This is a genomic window from Paenibacillus sp. FSL M7-0420 (genome assembly GCF_038002345.1).
In the GTDB taxonomy this organism is placed as follows: domain Bacteria; phylum Bacillota; class Bacilli; order Paenibacillales; family Paenibacillaceae; genus Paenibacillus_AQ.
Genome location: NZ_JBBOCJ010000001.1, coordinates 5,399,836 through 5,425,412, shown reverse-complemented (window position 1 = coordinate 5,425,412; position 25,577 = coordinate 5,399,836). Strand labels below are relative to the sequence as shown.

Below are 25,577 nucleotides of genomic sequence, written 5' to 3'. Positions count from 1 at the left end.
ATGCCGAGGTCAGTTTGGTATTTTTGTATTAGTGGTTAGCACTCATCTCACTAGAGTGCTAACGAATCGGAGCCACAGCCGGATAGGAGGGAATAACATGTTAACTGAACGCCAGAGAATGATACTGAATGCCATTGTCGATGACTATATTTCTTCCGCTGAGCCGGTGGGCTCGCGCAGTATCTCGAAACGCGGGGATGTGGGCTACAGTCCAGCCACGATCCGCAACGAAATGGCCGATCTGGAGGATCTGGGTTATCTGGAGCAACCTCATACGTCGGCAGGGAGAATCCCGTCCCATAAGGGCTACCGCTATTATGTGGATCATCTGGTACCGTGGAATTCCGCCGAAACTGCCGAACTGGGCACGATCCGCGCTTTTTTCGCCGAGAAGCTGAATGCTACAGAGCAGGTTATCCAACATGCGGCAATGATCCTGTCCAATATGACGAATTATACTTCCATCCTGCTGGGACCGGAGGTTTTTCATACTTCATTGCGCCATTTTCAGCTGCTTCCGCTCGATGACAAGACCGCTGTGGCGATTATCGTTACCAGCACCGGGCAGGTAGAGAACCGAACCGTGAGTCTTCCTCCGGAGATATCTGTCTCCGAGATGGAGAAGGTCGTGAATCTGCTGAACAGCAAGCTGGTCAATGTACCGCTCTACAAGCTGAAGAGTCAGCTCTATTCCGAGCTGGGCGAAGAAATGCAGCGCCACATCTCCCATTATGAAGAATTAATGCAGGTGCTGGATAAGGCGCTTGAGAGCGACCAAGATCAGCGGATTTACTTAAGCGGAGCCACGAATATGCTGACCCAGCCGGAGTTCAAGGACGTCGACAAGGTGAAGACGATTCTGGATCTGCTGGAGGAGACACCCACGCTGCTCAAAATGCTTACCCCGGCCAGCAGCGAAGCAGGAATGCAGGTGCGCATCGGTACAGAGAATAAGCATGAGGCTTTTGCCAACTGCAGTCTGATCACCGCCACCTATTCATTAGACGGCAAGCCGTTGGGGAGCATTGGTATCCTGGGTCCGACCCGTATGGAGTACGCACGTGTAATGGGTATTCTGGGGATTTTGTCCCGGGATTTGACAGCGATGCTGGCACACTGGTATAAGTGAACAGAGTGTACTAGTCCATGATGAATATTATTAAGGAGGTGAAGACAACTTGAAAGAGGAAGAGGTTCAGGAAATGAATGAGAAGAATGATCCCTCGGTGAATGATAATCACGCCGCTGAAGAGGCAGATACTACAGAAGGCAGCGGCGCATTCACGGCTGAAGAGGCCAGCGAGGCGGCTTCAGGCAATGAGGAGTACAGAAAGCTGCAGGAGCTGGCAGATGAGCATCAGGCGCGCACCTTGCGTGTGCAGGCTGATTTCGATAACTTCCGCCGCCGGACCCAGAAAGAAAAGGAAGAGCTGGCGCAGTACGCAACGTCTAAGCTTGTAACCGAGCTGCTTCCGGTAATGGATAACTTTGAACGCGCACTGGCGACTCCTGCAGCAGGTGCAGACGCTGAAGCGTTCATCAAAGGCGTGAATATGATTTTCCGGCAGCTGGAGGGAGTCCTTAAGACTGAAGGACTTACAGCCATGGAAGTGGTAGGACAGCCTTTTAACCCTGAATATCATCAGGCGATCATGCAGGTGGAGAGCGAGGAGTACGAGGAAGGCATCGTGACGGAAGAGGTCCAGAAGGGCTATCTCCTGAAGGATAAGGTTCTTCGTCCGGCCATGGTCAAAGTCAGCATGTAGATCTGTTCTATATAAGATAATTTAAATGGATGAAGCCCCGGGCTTCACATTATTTCTGAGGAGGCACATTACTGTGAGTAAAGTTATCGGTATTGACTTAGGAACCACGAACTCTTGCGTTGCCGTTATGGAAGGCGGCGAAGCCGTCGTTATCCCGAATCCGGAAGGCGCGCGTACAACCCCATCGGTTGTAGGCTTCAAGAAGGACGGCGAGCGCATCGTCGGTGAAACGGCAAAACGCCAGGCCATTACGAACCCGGACCGTACCATCGCTTCCATCAAGCGCCACATGGGTACAGGCCACAAAGAAAGCATTGACGGTAAAGACTATTCTGCACAGGAAATCTCGGCAATGATTCTCCAGAAGCTGAAATCCGATGCTGAAGCCTATCTGGGCCAGCCTGTAACTCAGGCGGTTATTACAGTTCCTGCTTATTTCAATGACAGCCAGCGTCAGGCTACCAAGGATGCAGGCAAAATCGCCGGCCTTGAAGTGCTGCGTATCGTCAACGAGCCAACAGCAGCAGCTCTTGCTTACGGTCTGGAGAAATCCGAAGATCACACCATCCTGGTCTATGACCTTGGCGGCGGTACCTTCGACGTATCCATCCTTGAGCTGGGCGACGGCTTCTTTGAAGTAAAGGCTACCAGCGGTGACAACCGTCTGGGCGGAGATGATTTTGACCAACTGGTTATGGATTATCTCGTAGCTGAATTCAAGAAAGAGCAAGGCATTGACCTGAGCAAGGACAAAGCGGCTGTTCAACGTCTGAAGGATGCTGCGGAAAAAGCGAAGAAAGAGCTGTCCGGCGTACTTACAACTACAGTATCGCTTCCGTTCATCACGGTAGTTGACGGAGTGCCTCAGCACCTTGAGATCAACCTTACCCGCGCCAAGTTCGACGAGCTGACGGCAAGTCTGGTTGAGCGCACGCTGGGACCTACACGTCAAGCGCTGAAGGATGCCGGAATGACCCCTGCGGATCTGAACAGAATCGTACTGGTCGGCGGCTCCACCCGTATTCCTGCCGTACAGGATGCGATCAAGAAGCTTACCGGCAAAGAGCCTCACAAAGGCGTTAACCCGGATGAAGTAGTAGCCCTGGGTGCTGCTGTTCAAGCGGGCGTACTGACTGGCGATGTAAAAGACGTAGTTCTGCTCGACGTAACTCCGCTGTCCCTCGGTATTGAAACTGCTGGCGGCGTGTTCACGAAGATGATCGAGCGCAACACTACGATCCCTACAAGCAAATCGCAGGTGTTCTCGACCTTCGCAGACAGCCAGCCTAGCGTGGAAATCCACGTATTGCAGGGTGAACGCGAGATGGCGAACGGCAACAAGACGCTGGGACGCTTCATGCTGAATGAGATTCCACCGGCACCGCGCGGCGTACCGCAGATCGAAGTTACCTTCGACATCGATGCCAACGGTATCGTTAACGTCTCTGCTACAGATAAAGGCACCAACAAGAGCCAGAAGATCACCATCACTTCTTCCAGCGGTCTGAGCGACGCAGAAGTGGAACAGATGATGAAGGATGCCGAGCTGCACGCTGAGGAAGACCGCAAGCGTAAAGAACTGGTCGAAGCCAAGAACGGTGCTGACCAGCTCGTATACTCCACAGATAAAGTAATTAAGGATCTGGGCGACAAGGTCGATGCTTCCGAGATCGATAAAGCGAATGAAGCTAAGGACAAAGTGAAGGCTGCCCTTGAAACTGACAACCTGGAAGAAATCAATGCCGCTACAGAGGCGCTCAATGAGATTGTGCAGCAGTTGTCCGTGAAGCTGTATGAGCAGGCTGCGCAGGAGCAGCAGGGCGCTGAAGCGGGTCAGGATGCTGCTGAAGGCAATGCCAAGAAGGATAACGTGGTAGATGCGGATTACGAAGTGGTTGACGATGAGAAGAATCAAGGGTAACCTTAGACGATAAGTTCTATGGTGGTGAGAGGGAAGGTCAAGACCGGGGCATCCCGGGTTTTGGCTTTCCTTTTACCTTGTAAATGGGGAGAATTAACGATGTACGGAGGTGAAAGCAGTGGCAGATAAACGTGATTATTATGAGGTTCTGGGCCTCGGAAGAGATGCTTCAGAAGACGAAGTGAAGAAGGCCTACCGCAAGCTGGCGCGCCAGTACCATCCCGATGTGAATAAGGCCAGTGATGCTGAGGCTAAGTTCAAAGAGGTTAAGGAAGCCTATGACGTTCTGAGCGACGGGCAACAGCGCGCGCGGTATGATCAATATGGGCATATTGACCCTAATCAGGGAATGGGCGGCGGCTTTGGCGGCGGTGGCGGAGATTTCGGCGGTCTTGGTGATATCTTCGATATGTTCTTCGGCGGCGGCGGTGGACGGCGTGATCCGAATGCCCCACAGCGCGGCGGCGACTTGCAGTATACGATGACCATTGAGTTCAAGGAAGCGGTGTTCGGCAAAGAGACCGATATTACCATTCCACGCACGGAGACCTGCGATACCTGCTTCGGCTCCGGAGCCAAGCCGGGTACGAAGCCGGAGACCTGTTCCGTCTGCCACGGCAGCGGACAGCAGGAATTCGTGCAGAATACACCGCTTGGACAGATGCGTAACCGCCGTCCCTGCTCGAATTGCAGCGGCACAGGCAAAATCATCAAAGAGAAATGCACCACCTGCGCAGGCCAGGGCAAGGTGAAGAGACAGCGCAAGATTCATGTGCGTATCCCTGCCGGTGTCGATGACGGCGCACAGCTGCGCATGACCGGTGAAGGCGAAGGCGGCACACGCGGCGGCCCGGCCGGAGATCTGTACATTGTGATCCGTGTGAAGAATCATGATTTCTTCGAGCGCGAGAACAACGATATTATGTGCGAGGTTCCCTTGACGTTCGCTCAGGCGGCACTGGGTGACGAGATTGAGATCCCAACGCTGACCGAGAAGGTGAAGCTCAAGATCCCGGCAGGCACCCAGACCGGTACCTTCTTCCGCCTCAAAGGCAAAGGAGTTCCGCATCTGCGCGGCAACGGCGTCGGCGACCAGCATGTCCGCGTCATCGTCGTCACGCCTAGCAAGCTCAGCGAAGAGCAGAAGGACCTGCTCCGCCAGTTCGCCTCCTTCAACGGAGAGAACACGCATGAGCAGGAGCAGTCGTTCTTCGACCGTGTGAAACGGGCGTTCCGGGGAGACTGAACTTTTAAGTAATATGAAATAAGGATGGAAGAGCTTGTAAAACAGCGCCCCATCTCCATTAAGTGGAGGCGGGGCGCTGTTTTTTGCCGGGTTTATTGTCTTTGTGGTTCTGTTGTATTTGCTACAACAGAATGCTTCTGAAATTCATCAAAAAGAGAATCTGTTGCACAACGTACACTAGAAATTCTTTAAATGGGCATTTTTAAACAGATATCTAAGAACCAAATGTATGAAATACAACAGAATCTCTTTTGGGACAAATTAAAGGGGATTCTAATGTAGTAAATGCAATCAGAAGTAGTATGCACATTATCTGCAACAGCGTCTGCTCAAGTGTTCAAACGGGTCATAACCAAACAAAAAAGGCTGTCCAGAGTAGTCATGTAACAACTACTGGGACAGCCTTTTAAGCTTATTCTACTACTCGATTAATCCGCTCTTGCTCAGCAATTCATAGAGTGCAGCGGCTGCTGTCTCACGGGTTGCCGGAGCTGTTGGATTGAAGGCAATGCCCGTTTCGCTGGCGAAGATACCGGCTTTGGTTAGGGCTTGCAGACTGTCCTTGGCGTAAGGGGCTACCTTAGCGCTGTCAGAGTAGGTTGTGAACGAAGGATTAGCAACAGCCTTCAGTTCGGTTCCTGTCAGCTTCAGGGCTCTGTCCAGAATGACAGCGAGCTCCTGACGGGTTACCTTCTGGGTTGGAGCAAACTTGCCATTGCCGATACCCAGAATCAGGCCAGCCTTGGAGGCTGCGGCGACATCCTTGGCGTACCAGTCCGTCGATTTCACATCGGAGAAGGTAACGCTGGCATCGGTACGCAGACCCAGTGCACGGGTCAAGAGCGCTGTGAACTCAGCGCGGGTCAGATTGCTCTGTGGTGCAAAAGTAGTCGCTGAGGTTCCCTGGATAATCAGCTTGTCGGCCAAGGTCTGGATGGCAACTGCTGATTTGGAATTAGCAATGTCTGTGAAGGCTGCTGCCGGTTTGCTGACTGCTGCATACACGGAGAAGCCTGGACGGCTTACTGTAACAATGGTTGTTCCGTCTGTCTGTGGTGTGAAGACAGAAGCAACCGGGGTCACCAGTCCATCTTTTTCAAACAGTACGCCTGCGGTCTTGGATTCAATCTTGCCAGGTACAGTAAAGGTGCGCTTGATGAACACGTTGGTTGGAACGTTCAAGTAAGTGCTCCCTGTAGCTGTAGTCCATGAAGCTTCATAGGATACCGGAGTTCCGATGACCTTGGCACCCGGAGTACCTGCAATCAGTTTGCTGGCTGCATCTGGCTCTTGCTTAATCACAAGCTTGAGACCCTGGCCAGCAGGAGAAGCGGCCAGCAGGGATACCGGCAAGGATACAGCAGATCCGGCGATATTTACAATAACGGTGCTTCCTGCTTGAGTACCAGCCAGTAATTTCAACTGTTCTGCCGTCAGGCTCAGTTTAGCAGACTTATCAGCGATACTGCTGACAGAGATAACAACGGCTGTCTTGGCAGCAGCGGCTTTAGCCAGAGCGGCCTTAAGATCGCTGTCGCTGACGGTTACTGTCGTTACTCCATCCTTCGAGGCGGTTAGAGGTGTTACAGATACCTGTTGAACACCCTCATCTACAAGGGACTTCACAGGACCTGGAACAACTACAGGAGTTGGCGTTACTACTGTACCGCCTCCACCTCCGCCACCATTGTTTCCACTGTCAGAGACAGTGATAAAGCGGAATGAGGTGTAGGTACTGTAATATTCATCATTGTTGTAGTCGATCTTGATCGGTGTCTTGGTGTTGTCCTCTGCGGTAATGCCGAGAAGCTCCAGCTTGTATACCCCATCGGTCAGGCTGGCTACTGCCGGGTTACCGCTGGCATCCAGAATTGGATCACCGTTGTGGTCATACGGATGGTAAGTAGATGATATAACAGTGCTGTAGTTCCCAGGCTCGAAGAACTTATCCGGCGCACCGGTCGTGGATACCTGGAAGGAGCCTTTCTTGATATCATCCAAGCCAATCAGGTTCACTTCGTAGTAGTTAATATCTTCAGCCTTCAATTTGTAGTTCAGTACTGCACTTGAATTAGTGTAGACGATCGGCTGGCTCAGTGTAGCTTCCTGAATGCCTGTACCCCAATCAGGTTGTTCGGTTGTCTTATCTACATTGATTGCAAATGGCAAGTGAAGTGTTGGCTGTCCGTCTGCTTTCAGTACGATATTACCTTGCAGCAGTTGTGGCTCCGTATCAGCAGCAACGGTGACCTTCAGGTTGAACGTAGAGGCACCATTCGCGGCTGAAGTTACCGATGATTTGTCGAGAACCGCAGATACTTTAGGATCACCATAATTCCATTCTATGGAAGCTGAATAGGTGAGGGTGCTATCACTCACATTCTTCAATTGCAGGACTTTCGTAGCTTCAGAACCTGGAAGTAATGTGCCAAAGCTTGTGGACGGATTGTAGTTAATCACATTCTGAGGGACAAAGTTCTTGTCCAGAATGGAGATAGGTTCGACTGCCTGCAGCAGTGCAGGAGTGTTAATAGCATCTTCTACATTGGCGCGTCCTGGACCTTGACGATAAAAATCTTGTGGTTGGCCGTTAACCTTTAGACCTACTGCGGTATTGGCAAGTGCCGCACGTATATCGAATGGTGTATAGTCCGGATGAGCTTGTTTAATGAGCAAGGACAAACCTGCAACATGAGGTGTTGCCATACTTGTACCACTAAGGCGCGTGTAGGCCTTAGAATAATCCGTTTTAGGATGGTCTTTGCCATAAGCAGGGTAGGTGGAGAGCACCCCGTCACCAGGAGCAACGATATCGGGCTTGATGCTCAAATTGCCGTCAAAGTTCGGTCCTAATGAAGAGAAAGTACTCATTGTATCACCAGTTGTCATTTCATGTTTATATTCTGAACCAAAAGTGAAATAGGTTGGATTGTCACCATTTTTTAGAATGGCTCTGGCTAACTTGCGGCCTTTAGATCCTTCAATATCGAATGTAGGAACGTTCTGGTATGCATTTCCTAGATTAACTTCGATAAATCCTGAACGGTCTGTGTAGCTCTCGTCCAGAATTGCTACACTCTTATCGCCAACTTTCTTAGCGTTACCATTAAAGATCACGAGTGCTTTTACGTTATGTTCCTTGGCTATTTCCACCTTGGCTTGGAAGGACAGATCACCGCGGGATATCAGAACAACTGTATTACTGAGATCACCTTCCGGATAATCTTCATCAGCTCCAAGGTTGGCATAAACGACCTGAATAGGATCGGTGCCAATAACATCTGGACTGGAGAAATCAGATTTACCCAGCTCATACGCCATCATATGGAATGGGAAGTAGGTATCATAAGTAACAGAAGTTACTGAGTTTGCAATTTCTGCCTTGAATTCGCCGGAGTAAGCGTCAATAGGGCTGGTCACTGAACCTACTGAAATGGCCAATTGGGAAGCAGCTGGAGAACCCATTGAGAAATATTGGCCCTTTTCCCCATTATTCCCGTTCGCAATTACAGCAGTTACTCCAGAGAGTACTGCATTATTAATTGCGATGGAATCAGGGGAGTTAACATCCTTCTCGGAATCGGAGCCGAGCGACAGGTTGATGACATCCATGCCGTCCTTGACCGCACGTTCAATTCCGTCAATGACTTGAGCGGAAGATCCGGAGGAAGTGTTCGGCTTATCAATATTACGGCCTAATACTTTGTAGACATACAAATCAGCCCCGGGAGCGACACCCTTCTGAGCCACATCACCCTTAGCTGCATACTGACCTATGATCGTGCCTGCTACATGCGTACCGTGGTAAGTTCCCGCATATCCTACACCATATTCTTCATCTTCTTCAGGAGTAAGCGGCACTTCTTCATAGGGATCATCATCCTGGTAAAAGGAGTCATAACCGCCCTTATAAGCTGGAGCAATATCCGGGTGTGTATAGTCAACACCGGTGTCAATCACACCGACTTTCAGTCCCTTACCGTCAAGACCTTTGTCTGCTGCCCAGTCGGCATGAATCTGCTTCAGGGGAGCATTGTCGTTTCTGTAAGTCACTTCGGTCACTGTCTGATCAGGGAGAGCGTACCAGGTGCTGTTCGGATAAATGGAAGACACGCCGGAGATCTTCGCCAGCTCAGGGATTTTGTCAGCCGGAACGGTGACTTCAAAGCCGTTCAGAATCGTGTCGTACTTGTAATTGACGGTCAGGTCAATCTTCTTGGCTTCAGCCTTATCAAGTACTTCTTCCTGCTGGCTGTTCACCGCAGCTTCAGTCGCTGTATTAGCGAGCGCTGTAATTCCTTGTCTGGCGGCATATTTGCCGACGGCGGCAGGCTGACCGCTGAGTTGAACGATAACCCGGACAAGATTTGAGGATTTGGTGTTAATCTGTGGAGAAATATAAGGCTGATTCGCTGGAATCAAGGCTGGAAGATGATTGCCTGATACGGGTGTCTTCAAGCTGCTGGCGGCGAATGCCGCGCCTGGAATCATACTTGCAGCCACACCTAATGATAATGTTAGTAATGATAGCTTACGAGGTAATTTTGTCCACTCCAAATGTAATCCCCTCCACAATATGATGTTGGTTCTGGCTTCATCTCTCCTGCTACAGACAGTAGTCGGATTCTCCTTTTCTATTAATCCGGTTTATTTCCGTCAAGATTACTAGGAAAAATATTAAGAAGATTTTACCACTGGTTATTTGTAAAATCCACACAAAATTTATAGAGATTTGAGAACGTTTTTATTTTATGTGGAATGTTATATGACATGTTTAGTCTATTTAACCTATGAAACCAATCTTATAGGACAAAAAAATACAAAATAACAGAGAAAAAAACAATTTTCGTCATAATTACTGACATATATGCTGAGCGTAAAACGAACTTATAGTTTAGTAGTCTGGCTCCTGATTTCCTCCATTTAAAGGAACCTTTAGCCGGGAAATGTATAAAATTATGTCCGGAAATCCAAAATAGCCAAGTAAGCTTGTACGTTATGGACACCAGGCAGAAAGCGGGGAATTCCCATGTCTGAAAAAAGTATACTGGCCTACTTCAAAACCCCGGAGGAAGCGGAAGGGGTCTCCCGTAAGCTGCAGGCACTGCGTGCAGAGGAGATTTCCATTGACCGGTTCAGCAGGTTTGGGGGAAGCGAGCAGAAGCCGGGAGTAAATCCGGTTACCGGCAATTTGGCGAGCATGGATTCGATGACGGCAGTCAGTGACCATACGGGCATATTAGCTGCGGCGCATACGAGCGGGAGCGGAATGAGCCACGGCGGGGATGGCGGTCCGACGGGCAGAAATATTCTGCTGACGGTTATTGTAGATGCGGCTGTCCATGGTCAGGCGATGTCGCTTATTGAGGAAGCCGGCGGAATGATTTAAGGTCAGATAAATACATTGGAGGCTGATGGCAAGCGATGGACAGAGAGAACTCGAAAATCTTTTCCAAAACCGAAAAAATGAAAATGCTCTATGAGGCGAAGGCCGAGGATGTTGAATTCTCAGCAGCTGAAGCAGATCAGGATGATATTGAGGCCATGGACCGTTCCCGTGAGGCTGATAAGCGGCAGTTGGGAGAGATTATGAAGAAAGAATAACTCGGTGAAGTCAAGAAGAGATGAGCAGACGAATTGTTGCTACGGATACCCTGCGTAAGTGGGGTATTTTTGTGTTTTGGCGTGTATAATGGAGTGATATGCGAAGCCGGGAGGATACATAAGTGGATACAGTGATAATGTGGGTGGGACTGGCGCTGCTGGTAGCGCTGTTAACCTTCCTGAACCAGAAGCAGGTCTATTCCTCCAAAGTGAAACGAGCTTACCGGGAGCTAAGAATGCTTGCTGAAAAGGTTCGAGCAGAACAGTCGGAGGCGGCAGATCTGGTAGGCTGGGAAGCTTCCATCGCCGAAATGGAAAAGCACCCCAATGAATTCAACAAGCTGGACAAGGAGATCGGTCTGCGCCAGGCCTTCGTCCAGTATCTGGAGCGGCATTATCCGCAGGATACGAGACTACCAGAGCTGCTGGAAGCGGCTGCATACAGGAAGGACAGCGTATGGGGAATTAAGTTAGGGAATTAAAAAATCTTATCATTTTAAAAGCTAAAATAGCCGTTAATAAGAGTAAAGTGAAATAAGCAAGTGTCGTCCGCATATCAGTTAAAAATTGAGATGTATAGGGAGCAGTCAACATGGAAAATCTAGCAGACCAAGCAGTTACAGACGAACTGGTTGTCAAAGCCTTGGAAAAGAATCTTGCCATGATCCGGTTTGATCTTAACCGCCGTGTCGCCTATGTCAATGAGATCTTTGCCCAGTCAGTGAAATACAAAACAGAGGATATGTACGGCATGCAGCACAGTCAGCTGTGCTTCCCCTCATTCGTGAACAGTCCCGATTATGAGTTGTTCTGGCAGAATTTAATGGCTGGCCGGAGCTTCCAGGACAAAATTGAACGGATGGACGCAGAAGGGAATTCAGTCTGGCTGGAAGCTACATATATGCCAGTGTTTGATGAGACAGATACCCATGTCATCGGCGTATCCAAGGTGGCCACCAACATCACGGAGAGACAGAATAACATGAGCCATGTCGTGGAGCGGATGCAGGGAATGGCAGATAGCCTTAATCAGCGTGCGGACAAGGGAATTGAGCGGAGTCAGGAGCTGCTGCTGAGTATTGACAGGATTGCCGAGGTGTCGACCGAGAATACCGAAACGCTGCTGAATCTGCAAAAGCAGGCGGCGGCGATCCGCGGCGTAGTGCAGACCATCCGTGATATTGCTTCCCAGACCCATCTGCTTGCCCTGAATGCAGCGATTGAGGCTGCACATGCCGGAGAATTCGGCCGGGGATTCGATGTGGTGGCCAAGGAGGTAAGAAAGCTGTCCGCGATGGTGCAGGATCAGATTACCGAAGTGCGGGACAGTGTCCAGGCCATTACGGAAGAGGTCGGCAGAATATCTACGGGCCTGAACCAGGTGCAGGATAATGTCCAGCTCAGCCAGCAGCAGATTCAGGTGGCGCTGGATGAATTCACGCTGATTGCTACCTCTGCGCAGGAACTGGACAACCAGGCGCGTGAGGTCATGAATATTATCTAAGCTGTGCTTGCCCTGAAGATGAGCAGTTATTCCCGGACAATCTATCGTAAGCAGTATGCAGCCTGTGCATTTCAGGTGGACATGCTGCTTTTTTAGTACATATAGCTGGATATGCTGCTGAAAATGAACCTTTTGAAGCCCGGGGTTGTTAAAAAGGTAATTCAAACAAGAAAGGAGGGCATGCTCAAGTGGGCAACAGGGAATTATTCCAAACCTACAACAAAGAAGTATACCGCACCTGCTATTATATGGTGCACGATGCTGCTGATGCTGAGGATCTGTGTCAGGAGGTATTCATCACTCTCTTCCGCAGCGAGTGGCAAGGCGTTGAATATCTGAAGGCCTGGATTATGAAAATCACCGTCAACACCTGCCTGAACCACCTGAAGCGCAGGAACAGCCTGCAGCAGAAGCTGGCGGCCCATCTCCATATGTTCAGGGAGAATCCGCAGCCGCCGGTAGACAAGCTGGTGGAGCAGAAGGAAACGAAGCTGGAATGGGCGGGATACATGTCCCGGCTCCCGGCGAAGATCAGGGCGGTGCTGACGCTGCGGTATATGCATGATTTCAGTCTGGAGGAAATCCGCAAGATGCTGGATATCCCGCTGGGGACCGTGAAGTCCAGACAGCATAAGGGGCTACGTATGATGAAGATGATTCTGGAAGAAGCGGGCGTTCAGCCCATAACGAAGGAGGACGATGAATATGGACAGAACCGAAGCACAGTTAAAGCGTCGCTTAAATGAGAATCAGGAGCTGAATTACCCTGATTTCGAGCAAATGTGGGGCAGAATGGAGCAGGCCGGATATGCATCATCCAAAGGCAGCAGCCGTGCGGGAGCAAATAGCCCGGTCCGTCATCGTAATTGGCGAAAGATCACTGTCGCAGCCTCCTTCAGCGTAGTACTGATGGCTGTTCCTGTGTATGCCGCTGTGCAAGTTGACTGGGGGAATCTGCTGAACCATAGAAGCGGTGTACAGGCGGCGCTGGCACAGAATCTGGGTCAGCCGCTCGGACAGACGGTCACCAAGGATGGAGTAACCCTGACGTTACATACGGCGCTCTCGGATGAGAACCGGACTGTAATTCTGTATAGTCTGGACGTTGGGGGAGACAAGGGAAATGGAATGTGGAATGTGAATGGAATGTCCCTTAAGGATACGAATGGGAACGGCGATGACAATGAATACTACTACCAGCAGTGGGATGAGAAGAACAAACGGTACAATGGTTATTTCGAGACGAACTGGAGTCCGGGACAGGAGACGGTCAAGGTTAGCCTTACCGCAACTGGAATTCAATCCTACTCCCAACAAGAGGTGGACCTGAAGCTGGATACGGACTCGCCGGAGCGGCAGAACTTCCAGGTACACCGGGATGGACTGGAGTCGTTCAGTGTTCAGCCTTTTAAGGAAGGGAATGAACAGCTGATGCTGTCCACGGCAGCAGTCTTTAATAATCCAGAAGCTAAGAGCTTGGCATACCCTCAAATCATAGCATATAGAGATGGAGAGCCAGTCAAGAACTCTCAGGCAGGAGCAATGGGCAAGCCCGGAGACAACGGGGAATACACCTCGCTTCAGTACTACAAGCCGGGTGATGTGCCCAAGGCTGACACAACGTATAAGCTCAGCTACACCAAACTTGAACGCAATATTGATGGTCCATGGACGTTCGATTTCGAGCTCAGCAAGCAGAAGATGGCTGGCGCCACGATGAAGACGGCACTGGATCTGCCGTTGGAAGCGGAAGACACGACTAACAAGATTGAGCAAATGGTAGTAACGCCTACGCAGGTCCGTGTGTCCATCCGGACTAAAGCTAAATTCGCTGAGCTGCCTTATGTGAATTATAGACTTGAGGTAGGCGGACAGAAGCTGGAAGGCGGATTGTGGTATTCGACATCGGAGGACAAGGATCTGAGAACGCTGCGCTTCGAACGGCCGGTAGATCTTGAGATTACAAAGACAACACCAATGACACTTGTAGGTAATTATAAGGTTACCCGGCATGAGGATGACAAGAAGCCACTGGAATTAACCAACATCTCCAGTGAGAAGCAGACGCTAATCCGGCAAACCGGCGGGTATCCGGTGCAGTGGACCTACTATATGCGGGGAGCAGACCTCTACGTGGAGACGAAGAGCGATGATCCGAATTTTGGCGGCGTGAATCAGACTCATATTGGCACAGGTAAAGATCGAATCTTGGGTAAAATAGTAACTGTAAACTTCCGTGGAAACGGAAACAATCACAGCATTGATGTATATAAGGATTTCAAAGGCACAGAAGCTTCAATATACATGTTCTTCTACTCTACCAATGAACCGGACAAAGAGACACGGGTACAGCTGCAAGGACAATAGTGACATTATTTTAACGGGAAGAACCTTGTGTTCTTCTCTTTTTTTCGTATACAGTTAGAAGATACGGCTTATGTACAGCTGAAGGATCATAAGGCAGAGGAGAGAGGTACGGTGGAACTAAAGCGCTGCGATTGGGTGAACACGGACCCGGTATACATAGCTTATCATGATGAAGAGTGGGGCAAGCCGCTGGTTGATGACCTGAAGCTGTTCGAGCTGCTGATGCTGGAGGGCATGCAGGCCGGATTGAGCTGGTATACGGTGCTGAAGAAGCGGGAGGGCTTCCGCGAGGCTTTTGACGGCTTTGATCCGGAGAAGATCGTGCTGTACGGGGAGGATAAAATCGCTGAGCTGATGCAGAATGCGGGGATTATCCGCAACCGTCTGAAGATTAAGGGAGTGATTACCAATGCACAGGTGTACCAGCAGATCTGCCGCGAGGAAGAGGGAGGTTTTGCCGGTTATCTGTGGAGCTTCGTCGGCGGGAAGCAGGTTGTGAACCACTGGAAGAATAGAGCGGAGGTCCCTGCGACCACTCCCCAGTCTGATCAGATGAGCAAGGCGTTGAAGCGCAAAGGGATGAAGTTTGTCGGCTCGACGATCTGTTACGCTTTTATGCAGGCCTCCGGGATGGTAGATGACCATGCGCTGGATTGTTTTTGCCGCAGCACCCCGTCAGGCGTAGAGAGTTGAACGCAGTTTGGCGCTGAACGGGTAAGAAATGCTATACTAGCTAAGACATGCTTCAAGGGAGATTATGCTCCCAAAACTGAGTCTATGCTTCCGAGGTAAGTTTGTTCGAAGCAGAATCGAGAGAAGTAACGCTCACAAACTAAGTGTATGCTTTCGAAGCGAGTTTTGCGTGAAGAAAAGTCGGGTGCAGTATTGCTCGCAAAACTTTTAGGAGGATTCATTACCATGCTATGGCAAGAATTGACGGTACATACAACCGAGGAAGCACAGGAGATGATATCCAATCTGCTGGTTGAGGCCGGAGCGGGCGGAGTCTCTATTGAAGAATCCGGGACGCTGAATAAAACCCGGGATACACGTTACGGTGAATTATACGATGAACCGCTCAATGACATCCCCGAAGGGGAAGCGGTCATTAAAGGATATTATGCGGAATCGGTGGACATGGACGCGGTTGTGTCCGAGGTGACGCCAAGGGTGGAAGAGCTGAGAGAGTTCGGCATCGACCCCGGGCTGGCACAGATCTCCTGGAAGACGGTGGATGAGGAGGATTGGGCCCATGCCTGGAAGCAGTACTTCAAGCCGCTGCGCGTCTCGGAGCGGCTGACCATTAAGCCGACATGGGAAGAATATACCCCGGCCTCTGCGGATGAAAAAATTATTGAGATCGACCCCGGCATGGCCTTCGGAACCGGGACGCATCCGACAACGGCGCTGTGCCTTCGCGCTCTTGAAAAGCATATTGTCAGCGGGGACGAGGTCATCGATGTAGGTACGGGCTCCGGCATCCTTGCTGTCGGAGCGATGCTGCTCGGTGCCGCCTCTGTCCTTGCGCTGGATCTGGACCCAGTGGCGGTGGAGAGCGCTAGGCAGAATGTGGCGCTGAACCGGCTGGAGGCTTCCATCACGGTTAAGGAGAGCGATCTGCTCTCGCTGTTGGGCGGTGAGGGGGCGGCGGATACCGCAGCCGGAGAGATGTGGCCTTCAGCCCGGCCGAGCAATACAGATGGCCAGGAGGCCGTGCCTGTGGCTGCCCCGGCGGCTGACGGGCTGGGAGTGACTCTGCCGGTACGTGTCGTCGTGGCCAATATTCTGGCCGAGATTATTGTACTGTTCACGGACGATGTCTACCGTGCGCTTCAGCCGGAGGGGATCTATATTACCTCGGGGATTTATAAGGATAAGGAAGGGCTAGTCGCGGAAGCGCTGAGGTCCTCCGGTTTCGAGATTTTAGAAGTAACCCGCGAAGAAGACTGGGTGGCGTTCACAGCCGGAAAGAGGTAGAGATGGGTTCCCTGGATCAAATTTTAGTATATCCTTTGCAGCAGCTTCCGTTTTTTCTGATTACGATTGTTATTGCGTTTACAGTGCATGAATTCGCACACGCCTATTTTGCCAATAAATTCGGGGACCCCACAGCACGCCTGCTGGGCCGTATGACCTTGAATCCGGCGGTGCATTTTGACCTCTTCGGTATCATTCTGCTGCTGATTGCGGGCTTCGGCTGGGCGCGTCCGGTTCCCGTGAACCGGGATAATTTCCGCCGTCCCCGCCTGATGGGTGTCATCGTATCAGCCGCCGGGCCAATCAGCAATCTGCTGCTGGGTATTCTGGGTGCGCTGATCTATGCGATTCTTGTGGGAACGGGCACGATGGATTCGATTAAGAACGAGCAGGTGCTCCGGGCGCTGATCTGGTTCTTCGGCATGTTCATTCACTTCAACTTCTTCCTCTTCTTGTTCAACCTGATTCCGCTGCCGCCGCTGGACGGTTACCGGATCGTAGAGGATATCGCACCGCGTCCGATCCGTGGAAGACTTCAGCAGTATGAGCAGTATACGGTTTTCCTGTTCCTGCTGATCATCTTCATTCCGGGTCTGCGCGCCTATACGATAGAACCGCTTAGCTACTGGGCGACACGTACGGGTAATGATTTCTTCCAGCTGTTCCTGAGGATGTTCGGGGTCTGAGAACGTCAGTAAGGACGGGGGCTGTTCAGTGCCCGGCAAACGTTGTAGAATATAATGTGATTATTAAGTAGATGAATGATACGTGTGAAGCGGCGGCCGGGACCTGATTTGGCGGGGACTACGCCGCTTTTACCCTGAATAACGGACAGAATGAGGTTGAGAGATGCAGCGTTATTTCGTAACTCCGGCACAGTTCGGACAAGACAAGGTTAGCATTGACGGTGAAGACGCCCGCCATATCGCCAAGGTCATGCGCGGCAAGGCGGGGGACAAGCTGATCGTCAGCGACGGGGTATCCCGCGAGGCGCTGGCCGAGATTGCTGACATAGAGATCGGCCTCGTCACCGTGAGCATACTGGAGCCTCTGGCCATGACCCATGAGCCGCGTATCCAGATTACCGTCGCCCAGAGTCTGCCCAAAGGGGACAAGCTGGAGACAGTCATTCAGAAATGCACGGAGATCGGGGCTGTAGCCTTCACGCCGTTCCTCTCAGAGCGGACGATTGTGCAGTACGATGAGCGCAAGGAGAGTAAGCGGGTAGAGCGCTGGCGCAAAATCTGTAAGGAGGCTGCCGAACAGGCGCACCGGAATATTGTTCCGCAGGTGCATTCGCCGCTCAGCTGGAAGCAGCTGCTTCAGAGCTTCGGCGGCTATGATGCCGTCTATTTCTGCTATGAGAAGGAAGAGGGCCTCCAGCTCCGCAGCGCAGCCGCGCCATGGCTGGCATCGCTTCCGCAGGAGGCTGCGGCCAAAGTGATGATAGTTGTAGGGCCGGAGGGCGGCTTCAGTACGGAGGAATGCCGGCTGGCTGAGGAAGCCGGAGCCGTCTCTGTCGGGCTGGGGCCTCGTATTTTGCGCTGTGAAACCGCAGGCATGGTTGCCGCCGCCTGCATTTTATATGAATCCGGAGAAATGGGAGGAGCTTAAACCATGCCATCTGTAGCTTTTTATACACTGGGCTGCAAAGTCAATTTCTATGATACCGAGGCCATCTGGCAGCTTTTTAAGAATGATGGATATGAGCAGGTAGATTTCGAGGGTTCCGCCGATGTCTATCTGATTAACACCTGTACGGTGACCAACACGGGCGACAAAAAAAGCCGCCAGATGATCCGCCGGGCGGTCCGCCGCAATCCTGACGCCATCGTAGCGGTTACCGGCTGCTACGCGCAGACCTCACCTGGAGAGATCTTAGATATCCCCGGAGTCGATCTGGTGATCGGCAACCAGGACCGTGAACAGATCATGACCCATGTGAAGAATATTCAGGAGTCGCGCCAGCCGGTAAACGCGGTCCGCAACATTATGAAGACGCGTGAGTTCGAGGAGATGGATGTGCCCGGGTTCGCTGACCGGACGCGGGCGTTCATGAAGATTCAGGACGGCTGTAACAACTTCTGCACCTTCTGCATCATTCCTTGGTCGCGCGGTCTGTCGCGCAGCCGTGATCCGAAATCGATTGTCGCCCAGGCGCATCAGCTGGTGGAGGCCGGATACAAGGAATTCGTGCTGACCGGCATCCATACCGGCGGGTACGGGGATGATCTGGACAACTACCGTCTCGCTGACCTGCTCTGGGAGCTGGATAAGGTGGACGGGCTGGAACGTGTCCGCATCAGCTCCATTGAAGCGAGCCAGATTGACGAGAAGCTGCTGGAGGTGCTGAACCGCAGCACCAAGATGTGCCGCCATCTGCATATTCCGCTCCAGGCGGGTCATAACGAGGTGCTGAAGGCGATGCGCCGGAAGTATACCACGGAAGAGTATTTTGCCAAAATGCAGCTGATCCGAGAGGCTATGCCGGATGTAGGGATCACAACCGATGTGATTGTCGGCTTCCCGGGCGAGACGGATGAGATGTTCCGGGCAGGCTATGATTTCATGAAGGCGGTCAACTATTCGGAGATGCATGTCTTCCCGTATTCCAAACGGACCGGAACTCCGGCTGCACGGATGCTCAATCAGGTCGATGAGGAGATCAAGAATACGCGTGTGCAGGAGCTGATTGACCTCTCTGAAGAAATGCAGCTAGCTTATGCCCGGCGGTTCGTCGGCAAGACGTTATCCGTGATCCCGGAGCGGGCGGCCAAAGGCTCGGCGGGACGCAGCGTACAGCACGGCTTCAGCGACAACTATCTCCAGGTGCTGTTTGGCGGCGACGATTCGCTGCAGGGCGAGCTGTGCCAGGTGAAGATAACCGAAGCCGGCGTGAATGAATGCCGCGGCGAGCTTGTTAGTGTTAGCCGGGCGGCAGCTGGACTGCGCGAAAGCGTCCGCTAGAACAGACGTATACGGATGTCTTCCGGGCCACTGCTGGCAGGGAGACATCCTTTTTTCATAAGTACGGATTCTATAGTTACAAAGACCTGAATTTGCCCGGGAATCGTGAAATACTGAAAATGGGGTAAAGACTTGGGCCGGAGTTGTCGATATAGTGGAAGAGAGTGGGAAAAAAGTCCACCGATAATCAGACCGTCTAAGGAGAGAACAGATGACCGTGTACAGGAAAATGACAAAAACGCTCCTCATTATGATACTGCTCGTTGTAGCCGCTTTTCCGGTAAACGTCTTTGCCGCTGCTGGAGACACTATCTCTATTGAATTCGACAGCGCAGCCAAGGTTGAGCTCACTGTGGGCCAGTCGCCGAAGCAGCTTAAGGTATATGCCAATGTGGAGGGCTCCGCATCCAAACGGGATGTGACGGCAGCCGCGACATGGACTTCCTCCAAGCAGGAAGTGGTCACGGTACTGAACGGCCAGCTTAAACCGGTAAGTGCAGGAACGGCGATGATCACAGCAACCTACAATAATGCTATAGCTTCTGTAGAGGTGTCGGTCACCCATGCCTTCAAGGAACTGAAATTGACCCGCAGCACAGAGGGCAGCTATAAATTAGGCGACAAAGAGAAATTGCTGTCTGTTACGGCCACTGCCATCGGCGGAACATCGGCCACTGCGGAGAAGGATGTCACGAAGGACACGGAATGGAGCAGCTCGAATACGGGCGTGCTGACCATTACTGCAGGTAAGATTACTCTGGTCGGTGAAGGTAAGGCTACCATTACCGCCAAGTACAAGGGATTAACCGAAACGATCAAAGCGGTAGTAGAGCTTCCTTATGCAGCTATTGTATTGAAAGATGTGAAAGACACCATTGTCAAGGAAATGGAAATGCTGGTTGGCGACAACCCGGTCAAGCTGACCGCCAAGACCAAAGCCACTTCGGCAAGTCAGGAGATCACCTTGGGCAATGAGGTGGAATGGAGCAGCTCCAGCGAGAGCGTAGCTACTGTTAAGGACGGCGAGATTACCATCCTGGGCGTGGGTAAAACGGTTATTACCGCAAGCTACCTGGGCGTCACCCAGTCGGTGGATGTGTATGTGCGTGCGCCTTATGAAGCGCTTCTGCTGACGCCTTCCGGCGACCAGTCGCTTTTCCTGGGGGAGAGTCTGAATGTAACCGCAGCAATGCGGAATGCCGTCAATTCAACCTCGAACGAAACGGCGTCCGCCGTCTGGACCTCGGATAACCTGATGAATGCTACAGTAACTGCCAATACGGCGGATGCAGGCAACGCTTATGCCACTGTTACGGGTAAAGCGGTAGGAACTTCAATCATTAAGGCCAGCTATCTGGGCATCAGCAAAAGCTTCAAGATCACCGTCTATCCAACCTTGACTGTGCTGGGCCTGGAGAAGACGGAGCAGGAAATATACACGGCGGATGCGGTTAGCCTGCCGAAGGTGAACGGAACCAAGTATGACGGAACCAAGCTGGACATTAGCGATGAGATGGAATGGACCTCTGCGAATGAAGAGATTGTGTCCATCAAGGACGGGAAGTTTGTCGGCGGCAAGGCAGGCACAGCGATCCTGACCGGGAAGCTCAAGACGGGTGAAGTGACCTCTGCTTCGGCTGCGGCGATCCGCTCCAAGACAGTTCAGTTTAATGTTACAGTTCAGAATAAAGTGCTGGTCCTGATCGGACCCGATGCTGCTCTGGGCGTAGTGATCGGTGAAGAGCTGCCGCTGCCCGCTGTCCAGGCTGTGCTGGAGAATGGCGACGAGCTGGATGTATCGGGAAGCATTAAGTGGGAGCTGAGCGGCAGCAATGCCGTTCTTAAACAGACAACTTCCGCCAAGACCATCAAGGGACTGGTCAAAGGTACGGCAACCCTGAAGGGAACCTACTCCAACAAGACCATCAGTGTTCCGGTAACGATTGAACAGAAGGTCGTGAAGCTGGTGGTGGAGCCGGCGACGCTGGAAATGAATATCAAGGCGTCCAAGTCCATCAAGGCTACCGGATATTTTTCAAACGGCAAATCTGCCAACTTCTCGGGGGCAATGAACTGGGAATCCTCGAATCCTGCTGTGGCTACAATTAAGGGAACCTCCGTTAAAGCAGTGGCTGAGGGGACAACTACCCTGACCGGTTCCTACCAGGGCATTCAGGCGACGGTAAAGATTACGGTTGTTCCCAAGCTAATGAAGCTTACGGTCAGTGAGAACCGGCTGAGTCTTGCACCAGGCGCTGGCAAAAACGTAGTGGTAACCGCGCTGTATGATACCGGCCGCACTGCAGTTGTCACAGGAAGCGTGGCCTGGACCAGCTCCAAGCCTGCTGTCGCCAAGGTGAATGCTGCCGGACAGATTACAGCAGTCAGTAAGGGGAGCGCATCTATTAAAGGAAAACTGGGTACCAAGACCGTCTCGGTATCTGTTAGTGTGAAATAGCGCAGAGCTGCTGGCGGTTTGAGCGGCTACAAGAAGACCTGTACATACGTCCATTTGGACGGTGTGCAGGTTTTTTGTTTATGGTGAGGAATCGGAATGCACAAAGTTAATAAGGTAGGGATATCACATTTAGAAGCGAATGTATGTTCCTTTTATTATATACAATCCCAAATAAATGGAATATAATCACATTAGTACAAGCTCAAACCTATAACAGGAGGCGAAACATATTTCTATACCACATGATGAAGCTTTCAAAAAGCTGCTGGAGACGTTCTTTGAAGAATTCATAGAGTTATTTTTTCCTGAACTGCATGCCATGCTGGACTATAGTGAGACCCGGTTTTTAATGCAGGAGTTATTGGTAGATATTGTAGGCGAAGAAGCGCGTGAGCTGGATTTGCTGCTGGAGACCCGCTACAAAGGGCTGGACGGTTATATCCTAATTCACCTGGAACCGCAATCGTATAGGGATACCGCATTCCATGAGAGAATGTTTATTTACTTCAGCCGTCTATTCGAGCGCTACCGCAAAGACCATAAGCTGATTATTCCGATTGCGATCTTTACGTCAGATGAGGTCCGGGAAGAGCAGGACACGCTGGAGATGTCAATTCCGGAGCATTCCATTCTGCGCTTCCAGTTCCTTAAGGTGGAGCTGCGTAAGCAGAACTGGCGGCGGTTCATCGACTCAGACAATGCAGTGGCTGCTGCGTTAATAGCGAAGATGGGTTATACTACAAGAGAGGCGAGAGAAGTACGGCGGGAATTCCTGCGTATGTTCATCAAGCTCAGGACGCGATTGGATCAGGGACGGCTGGCGCTGATTATGTCAGTGGCGGATTTGTATTTCAAGCCGGACCGGACACAGGATGAGGAGATTCTAAGAGAATTAATTGATCATTACCCGGAGGAGGGAGAAGTCATTATGGAATTGATGCCAGCCTGGAAGCGTTGGGGATACGAAGAGGGCAAAGCGGAAGGGAAAGCTGAAGGAAAAGAAGAAGGTCAGGCGGAGCTCATCCGTAAATTGCTGCTTAATGGATTTTCTCCGGAAGCGGTATCCGAGGCCGTTGAATTGCCACTGGATAAGATTAAGAAGCTGATGTAAATATAGACCTGGGGTGATAGTGCCCTAGGTCTTTTTTTCTATGGGTTGCGTAAATCACTCACTTTGTTTATTATACTTCCCTTGCAGATTGGATTAGTACTGCAGGATGGATTTGAAGTATAATGGGGACTGCGATTACGATTCTTGGAAGACTCAGGACTGCAGCCGCTGCTCCAGCCTGGACCAGACGGGCAGATAGCATAACGGCAGTACCCCAAGCGAACAGACGACGTTGAAAATAGTCTGGGCATGGGCGAGCTGGGCGGCAGGTCCGCCGCCGATCGAGGCGGACAGGGCTTGCAGCGGCTGGGTGAAGGGCAGGAAGAGCAAGGCGCCGCCGACATTCAGCGTGACATGCGACCAGGCGACGAATACGCCGGAAGGCGTACTGCCGATGGCGGCAATGACGGCAGTGACGCAGGTGCCGATGTTCGCACCGAGGACGATGGCGATGCCAAGCGCAGGCGGCATCACGCCGCTGGCGGCGAGGCCCATCGCCATGCCGATGACTGCGGCGCTGCTGTGCACCATCGCCGTCAGCACAGCCCCGGCGGCCAGCCCCCAAAGTGCGCTGGTTGCGGCATGTCCGAGAAACCAGCGGAACAGGGCGCTGCCTTCCAGGGCGGGGCCGATGGATTGCATGACCGCGATGCCCCACAGGATGAGCGCGAAGCCGGTGACCGCGAGGCAGATGAACTGCAGCGGTCCCGAGATCCGGCGGCAGGCCTCAAGCAGCCGCCAGGACTGCGGGGCCAGCTCGCCGGCCATCACGGCGGCGGCCCACAGGCAGAGCGCCACGATCAGCAGCGGCGCGGCCAGCGTGCTGATCTGCAGGCTGATCAGCTCCGTGGTTAGGCAGGTGCCGATGTTGCTGCCGAGAATAATGCCGAGCGTGCGGGCATAGGTCAGCAGCCCGGCATTGACCATGCCGATGGTCAGCACCGTTACAGCGGTGCTGCTCTGCAGCAGCGCCGACAGCAGGGCGCTGACGATCAGGCCTTTGGCCGGTGTGGAGGTAGCCTTGTGCAGGCTGCGATTCAGCAGCGGACCGGCCAGCCGCGACAGCGAGGCTTCCATCACCTTCATCCCGGCGAGGAATATGACAAGACCGTAGAGGATAGGGAATAGCAGTTCACGGATCATAAGGACAGGCTCCTTTTTGAACGGGGGTTGTACCAATATATGAACGCCAGGCATAGGACATGTATATTAATCTGGCAACAAGAATAGGGAGTTGAAGGTATTGGCATCAGTAATTCTGGAACGTAACCGTAAAAAAAGACTGGAGCAGGGCCATCCATGGGTCTATGCCAGTGAAGTAGCATCTGTAGACGGAGAGCCGCAGGCAGGCGGACTGGTGGATGTTCTGACCCATCAGGGGCGGTACTTGGCTACCGGGTATTATAATCCGGCTTCGCAGATCCGGGTGAGAATTCTGTCGCAGCATAAGCTGGCGGCAATGGACACGGCGTTTTTTGCACAGCGGTTCGCGGACTGTCTGCGGCACAGGGAACGCTTCCTGCCGGGGGCGGACGCTTACCGTCTGGTCTATGGGGAAGCGGATTTCCTGCCGGGGCTGATCATTGACCGCTTCGGTGAAGTCCTTGTAGTGCAGCTGCTGACACTGGCTATGGATCAGCATCGCTCTGAGATTGTGGAGGCGCTGGTGCAGGTGATGGCGCCGCGTGGCATCTACGAGCGCAGCGATGTCAGTGTGCGGGAGCTGGAGGGGCTGGAACAGACCACGGGCGTGCTCTACGGCGAATGTCCGCGCCACATTACCGTAAGTGAGAACGGGCTGAAGGTCATCGTTGATATTGAAGAGGGGCAGAAGACCGGTTACTTCTTCGATCAGCGGGAGAACAGGGCATCGATTGCCCCGCTGATGAAGGGCTGGGGCGGGCGCAGCGGAATTACACTGCAGAGCGTAGCTGCCGAGGATGGTTCCATCCAGACACTGCCGGTCAATAAAAGCGGCAAGCCTGTTACATTCCCTTACTGGGATGGGGCAACTGTGCTGGAATGCTTTGCGCATACTGGAAGCTTCACACTGCATGCCTGCAAGTATGGCGCCAAGAAGGTAACCTGCCTGGATGTGTCTGCGCATGCCATCGAGAGTGCGAAGGCCAATGTGGAGATCAACGGGTTCAGCGACCGGGTGGAATTCGTGGTGGATGATGCATTTGCCTTCCTGCGCAATCAGGTCAAGGGGCAGGAGGAACGGACCGAGCGGGCTACGAGCGGCGCAGCTGCGGAAGGGAAAACCGGCAGCAAGCCGGTTGCCAAGGCGGACACCGCGAAGCCGATGACCGCCGGGGGCGGGCGCACGTGGGATGTCGTGATTCTGGACCCGCCTGCTTTTGCCAAGACCAAAAGTGCAGTGGCAGGGGCCGTACGCGGCTACAAGGACATCAATCTGCAGGGCATGAAGCTGGTGAATGACGGCGGATATCTGGTCACGGCCAGCTGTTCATACCACATGCAGCCGCAGCTGTTCCTTGACACGATCATGGAGGCGGCCAAGGATGCCGGCAAGGTGCTGAGGCTGATCGAATGGCGGGCCGCAGGCAAGGACCATCCGCAGATTCTCGGCGTAGACGAGGGGCATTATCTGAAGTTCGCCATCTTTGAGGTGCGCAGCAAATAGAAGTTTCAG

Annotated in this window: 20 protein-coding genes; 18 read left to right on the top strand and 2 right to left on the bottom strand. The window is 52.3% G+C overall.

Going from position 1 to position 25,577, the window contains the following annotated elements; genetic code table 11:
• Positions 1–97: 97 nt before the first annotated feature.
• The 4 genes from hrcA (at position 98) to dnaJ (ending at position 4,933) form a co-directional block, all read left to right on the top strand.
• Positions 98–1,129 (top strand): heat-inducible transcriptional repressor HrcA, encoded by a 1,032-nt coding sequence (hrcA, locus tag MKX51_RS23140; protein ID WP_340994015.1) that lies wholly within the window; start codon positions 98–100, stop codon positions 1,127–1,129.
• A 49-nt stretch (positions 1,130–1,178) separates the two neighbouring features.
• The gene (gene grpE / locus MKX51_RS23135; protein ID WP_340994014.1) at positions 1,179–1,766 is read left to right on the top strand and encodes a nucleotide exchange factor GrpE; all 588 of its coding nucleotides are present in this window, start codon (positions 1,179–1,181) and stop codon (positions 1,764–1,766) included.
• 73 nt (positions 1,767–1,839) lie between these two features.
• Entirely contained in the window at positions 1,840–3,687 is a 1,848-nt protein-coding gene (dnaK, locus tag MKX51_RS23130; protein ID WP_340938839.1) for a molecular chaperone DnaK, read from the top strand.
• Between the two features lie 118 nt (positions 3,688–3,805).
• Positions 3,806–4,933, top strand: coding sequence for a molecular chaperone DnaJ (gene dnaJ / locus MKX51_RS23125; RefSeq protein WP_340994013.1), 1,128 nt, complete (start codon positions 3,806–3,808; stop codon positions 4,931–4,933).
• 420 nt (positions 4,934–5,353) lie between these two features.
• On the opposite strand, the gene MKX51_RS23120 is transcribed toward dnaJ, so the two are convergent.
• Entirely contained in the window at positions 5,354–9,424 is a 4,071-nt protein-coding gene (locus MKX51_RS23120) for a S8 family serine peptidase (RefSeq protein ID WP_340994012.1), read from the bottom strand.
• Positions 9,425–9,962: 538 nt separating this feature from the next.
• Here MKX51_RS23120 and MKX51_RS23115 point away from each other — a divergent pair.
• The 13 genes from MKX51_RS23115 (at position 9,963) to MKX51_RS23055 (ending at position 22,921) form a co-directional block, all read left to right on the top strand.
• Positions 9,963–10,322, top strand: a complete 360-nt coding sequence (locus MKX51_RS23115) for a hypothetical protein (RefSeq protein WP_340994011.1) — start codon at positions 9,963–9,965, stop codon at positions 10,320–10,322.
• A gap of 35 nt (positions 10,323–10,357) precedes the next feature.
• Positions 10,358–10,537 (top strand): YfhD family protein, encoded by a 180-nt coding sequence (locus MKX51_RS23110; protein WP_036732220.1) that lies wholly within the window; start codon positions 10,358–10,360, stop codon positions 10,535–10,537.
• Positions 10,538–10,659: 122 nt separating this feature from the next.
• Positions 10,660–11,019 carry a hypothetical protein gene (locus tag MKX51_RS23105; RefSeq protein ID WP_340994010.1) on the top strand — a complete coding sequence of 120 codons (360 nt, stop codon included), beginning with the start codon at positions 10,660–10,662 and terminating at the stop codon, positions 11,017–11,019.
• A 110-nt stretch (positions 11,020–11,129) separates the two neighbouring features.
• Positions 11,130–12,041 (top strand): methyl-accepting chemotaxis protein, encoded by a 912-nt coding sequence (locus MKX51_RS23100; protein ID WP_340938845.1) that lies wholly within the window; start codon positions 11,130–11,132, stop codon positions 12,039–12,041.
• 248 nt (positions 12,042–12,289) lie between these two features.
• Complete coding sequence (locus MKX51_RS23095) at positions 12,290–12,787, top strand: RNA polymerase sigma factor (RefSeq protein ID WP_445322079.1); 498 nt, start codon at positions 12,290–12,292, stop codon at positions 12,785–12,787.
• A complete protein-coding gene (locus MKX51_RS23090) occupies positions 12,747–14,408 on the top strand; it encodes a DUF4179 domain-containing protein (RefSeq protein ID WP_340994006.1) in 1,662 nt (553 codons plus the stop codon). The genes MKX51_RS23095 and MKX51_RS23090 overlap by 41 nt, the downstream gene beginning before the upstream one ends.
• Positions 14,409–14,519: 111 nt before the next feature.
• Positions 14,520–15,101 (top strand): DNA-3-methyladenine glycosylase I, encoded by a 582-nt coding sequence (locus tag MKX51_RS23085; protein WP_340994005.1) that lies wholly within the window; start codon positions 14,520–14,522, stop codon positions 15,099–15,101.
• A gap of 225 nt (positions 15,102–15,326) precedes the next feature.
• The gene (prmA, locus tag MKX51_RS23080; protein WP_340994004.1) at positions 15,327–16,385 is read left to right on the top strand and encodes a 50S ribosomal protein L11 methyltransferase; all 1,059 of its coding nucleotides are present in this window, start codon (positions 15,327–15,329) and stop codon (positions 16,383–16,385) included.
• 2 nt (positions 16,386–16,387) lie between these two features.
• Positions 16,388–17,071, top strand: a complete 684-nt coding sequence (locus MKX51_RS23075; RefSeq protein ID WP_340994003.1) for a site-2 protease family protein — start codon at positions 16,388–16,390, stop codon at positions 17,069–17,071.
• Positions 17,072–17,234: 163 nt separating this feature from the next.
• On the top strand, positions 17,235–17,999 hold the full coding sequence (locus MKX51_RS23070; RefSeq protein WP_340994002.1) for an RsmE family RNA methyltransferase: 765 nt from the start codon (positions 17,235–17,237) through the stop codon (positions 17,997–17,999).
• Positions 18,000–18,002: 3 nt separating this feature from the next.
• Positions 18,003–19,352, top strand: a complete 1,350-nt coding sequence (mtaB, locus tag MKX51_RS23065) for a tRNA (N(6)-L-threonylcarbamoyladenosine(37)-C(2))-methylthiotransferase MtaB (protein ID WP_340994001.1) — start codon at positions 18,003–18,005, stop codon at positions 19,350–19,352.
• A gap of 211 nt (positions 19,353–19,563) precedes the next feature.
• Entirely contained in the window at positions 19,564–21,810 is a 2,247-nt protein-coding gene (locus MKX51_RS23060) for an Ig-like domain-containing protein (protein ID WP_340994000.1), read from the top strand.
• Between the two features lie 229 nt (positions 21,811–22,039).
• Positions 22,040–22,921, top strand: coding sequence for an Rpn family recombination-promoting nuclease/putative transposase (locus tag MKX51_RS23055; RefSeq protein WP_340995691.1), 882 nt, complete (start codon positions 22,040–22,042; stop codon positions 22,919–22,921).
• A gap of 153 nt (positions 22,922–23,074) precedes the next feature.
• Here the strand turns inward: MKX51_RS23055 and MKX51_RS23050 are convergent, their stop codons facing one another.
• Positions 23,075–24,064: a Na/Pi cotransporter family protein gene (locus tag MKX51_RS23050; protein WP_340993999.1), complete on the bottom strand. Its 990-nt coding sequence runs from the start codon at positions 24,062–24,064 to the stop codon at positions 23,075–23,077.
• A 100-nt stretch (positions 24,065–24,164) separates the two neighbouring features.
• Between MKX51_RS23050 and MKX51_RS23045 the strand changes: the two genes are divergently transcribed.
• Positions 24,165–25,568, top strand: a complete 1,404-nt coding sequence (locus tag MKX51_RS23045) for a class I SAM-dependent rRNA methyltransferase (protein ID WP_340993998.1) — start codon at positions 24,165–24,167, stop codon at positions 25,566–25,568.
• Positions 25,569–25,577: the final 9 nt, after the last annotated feature.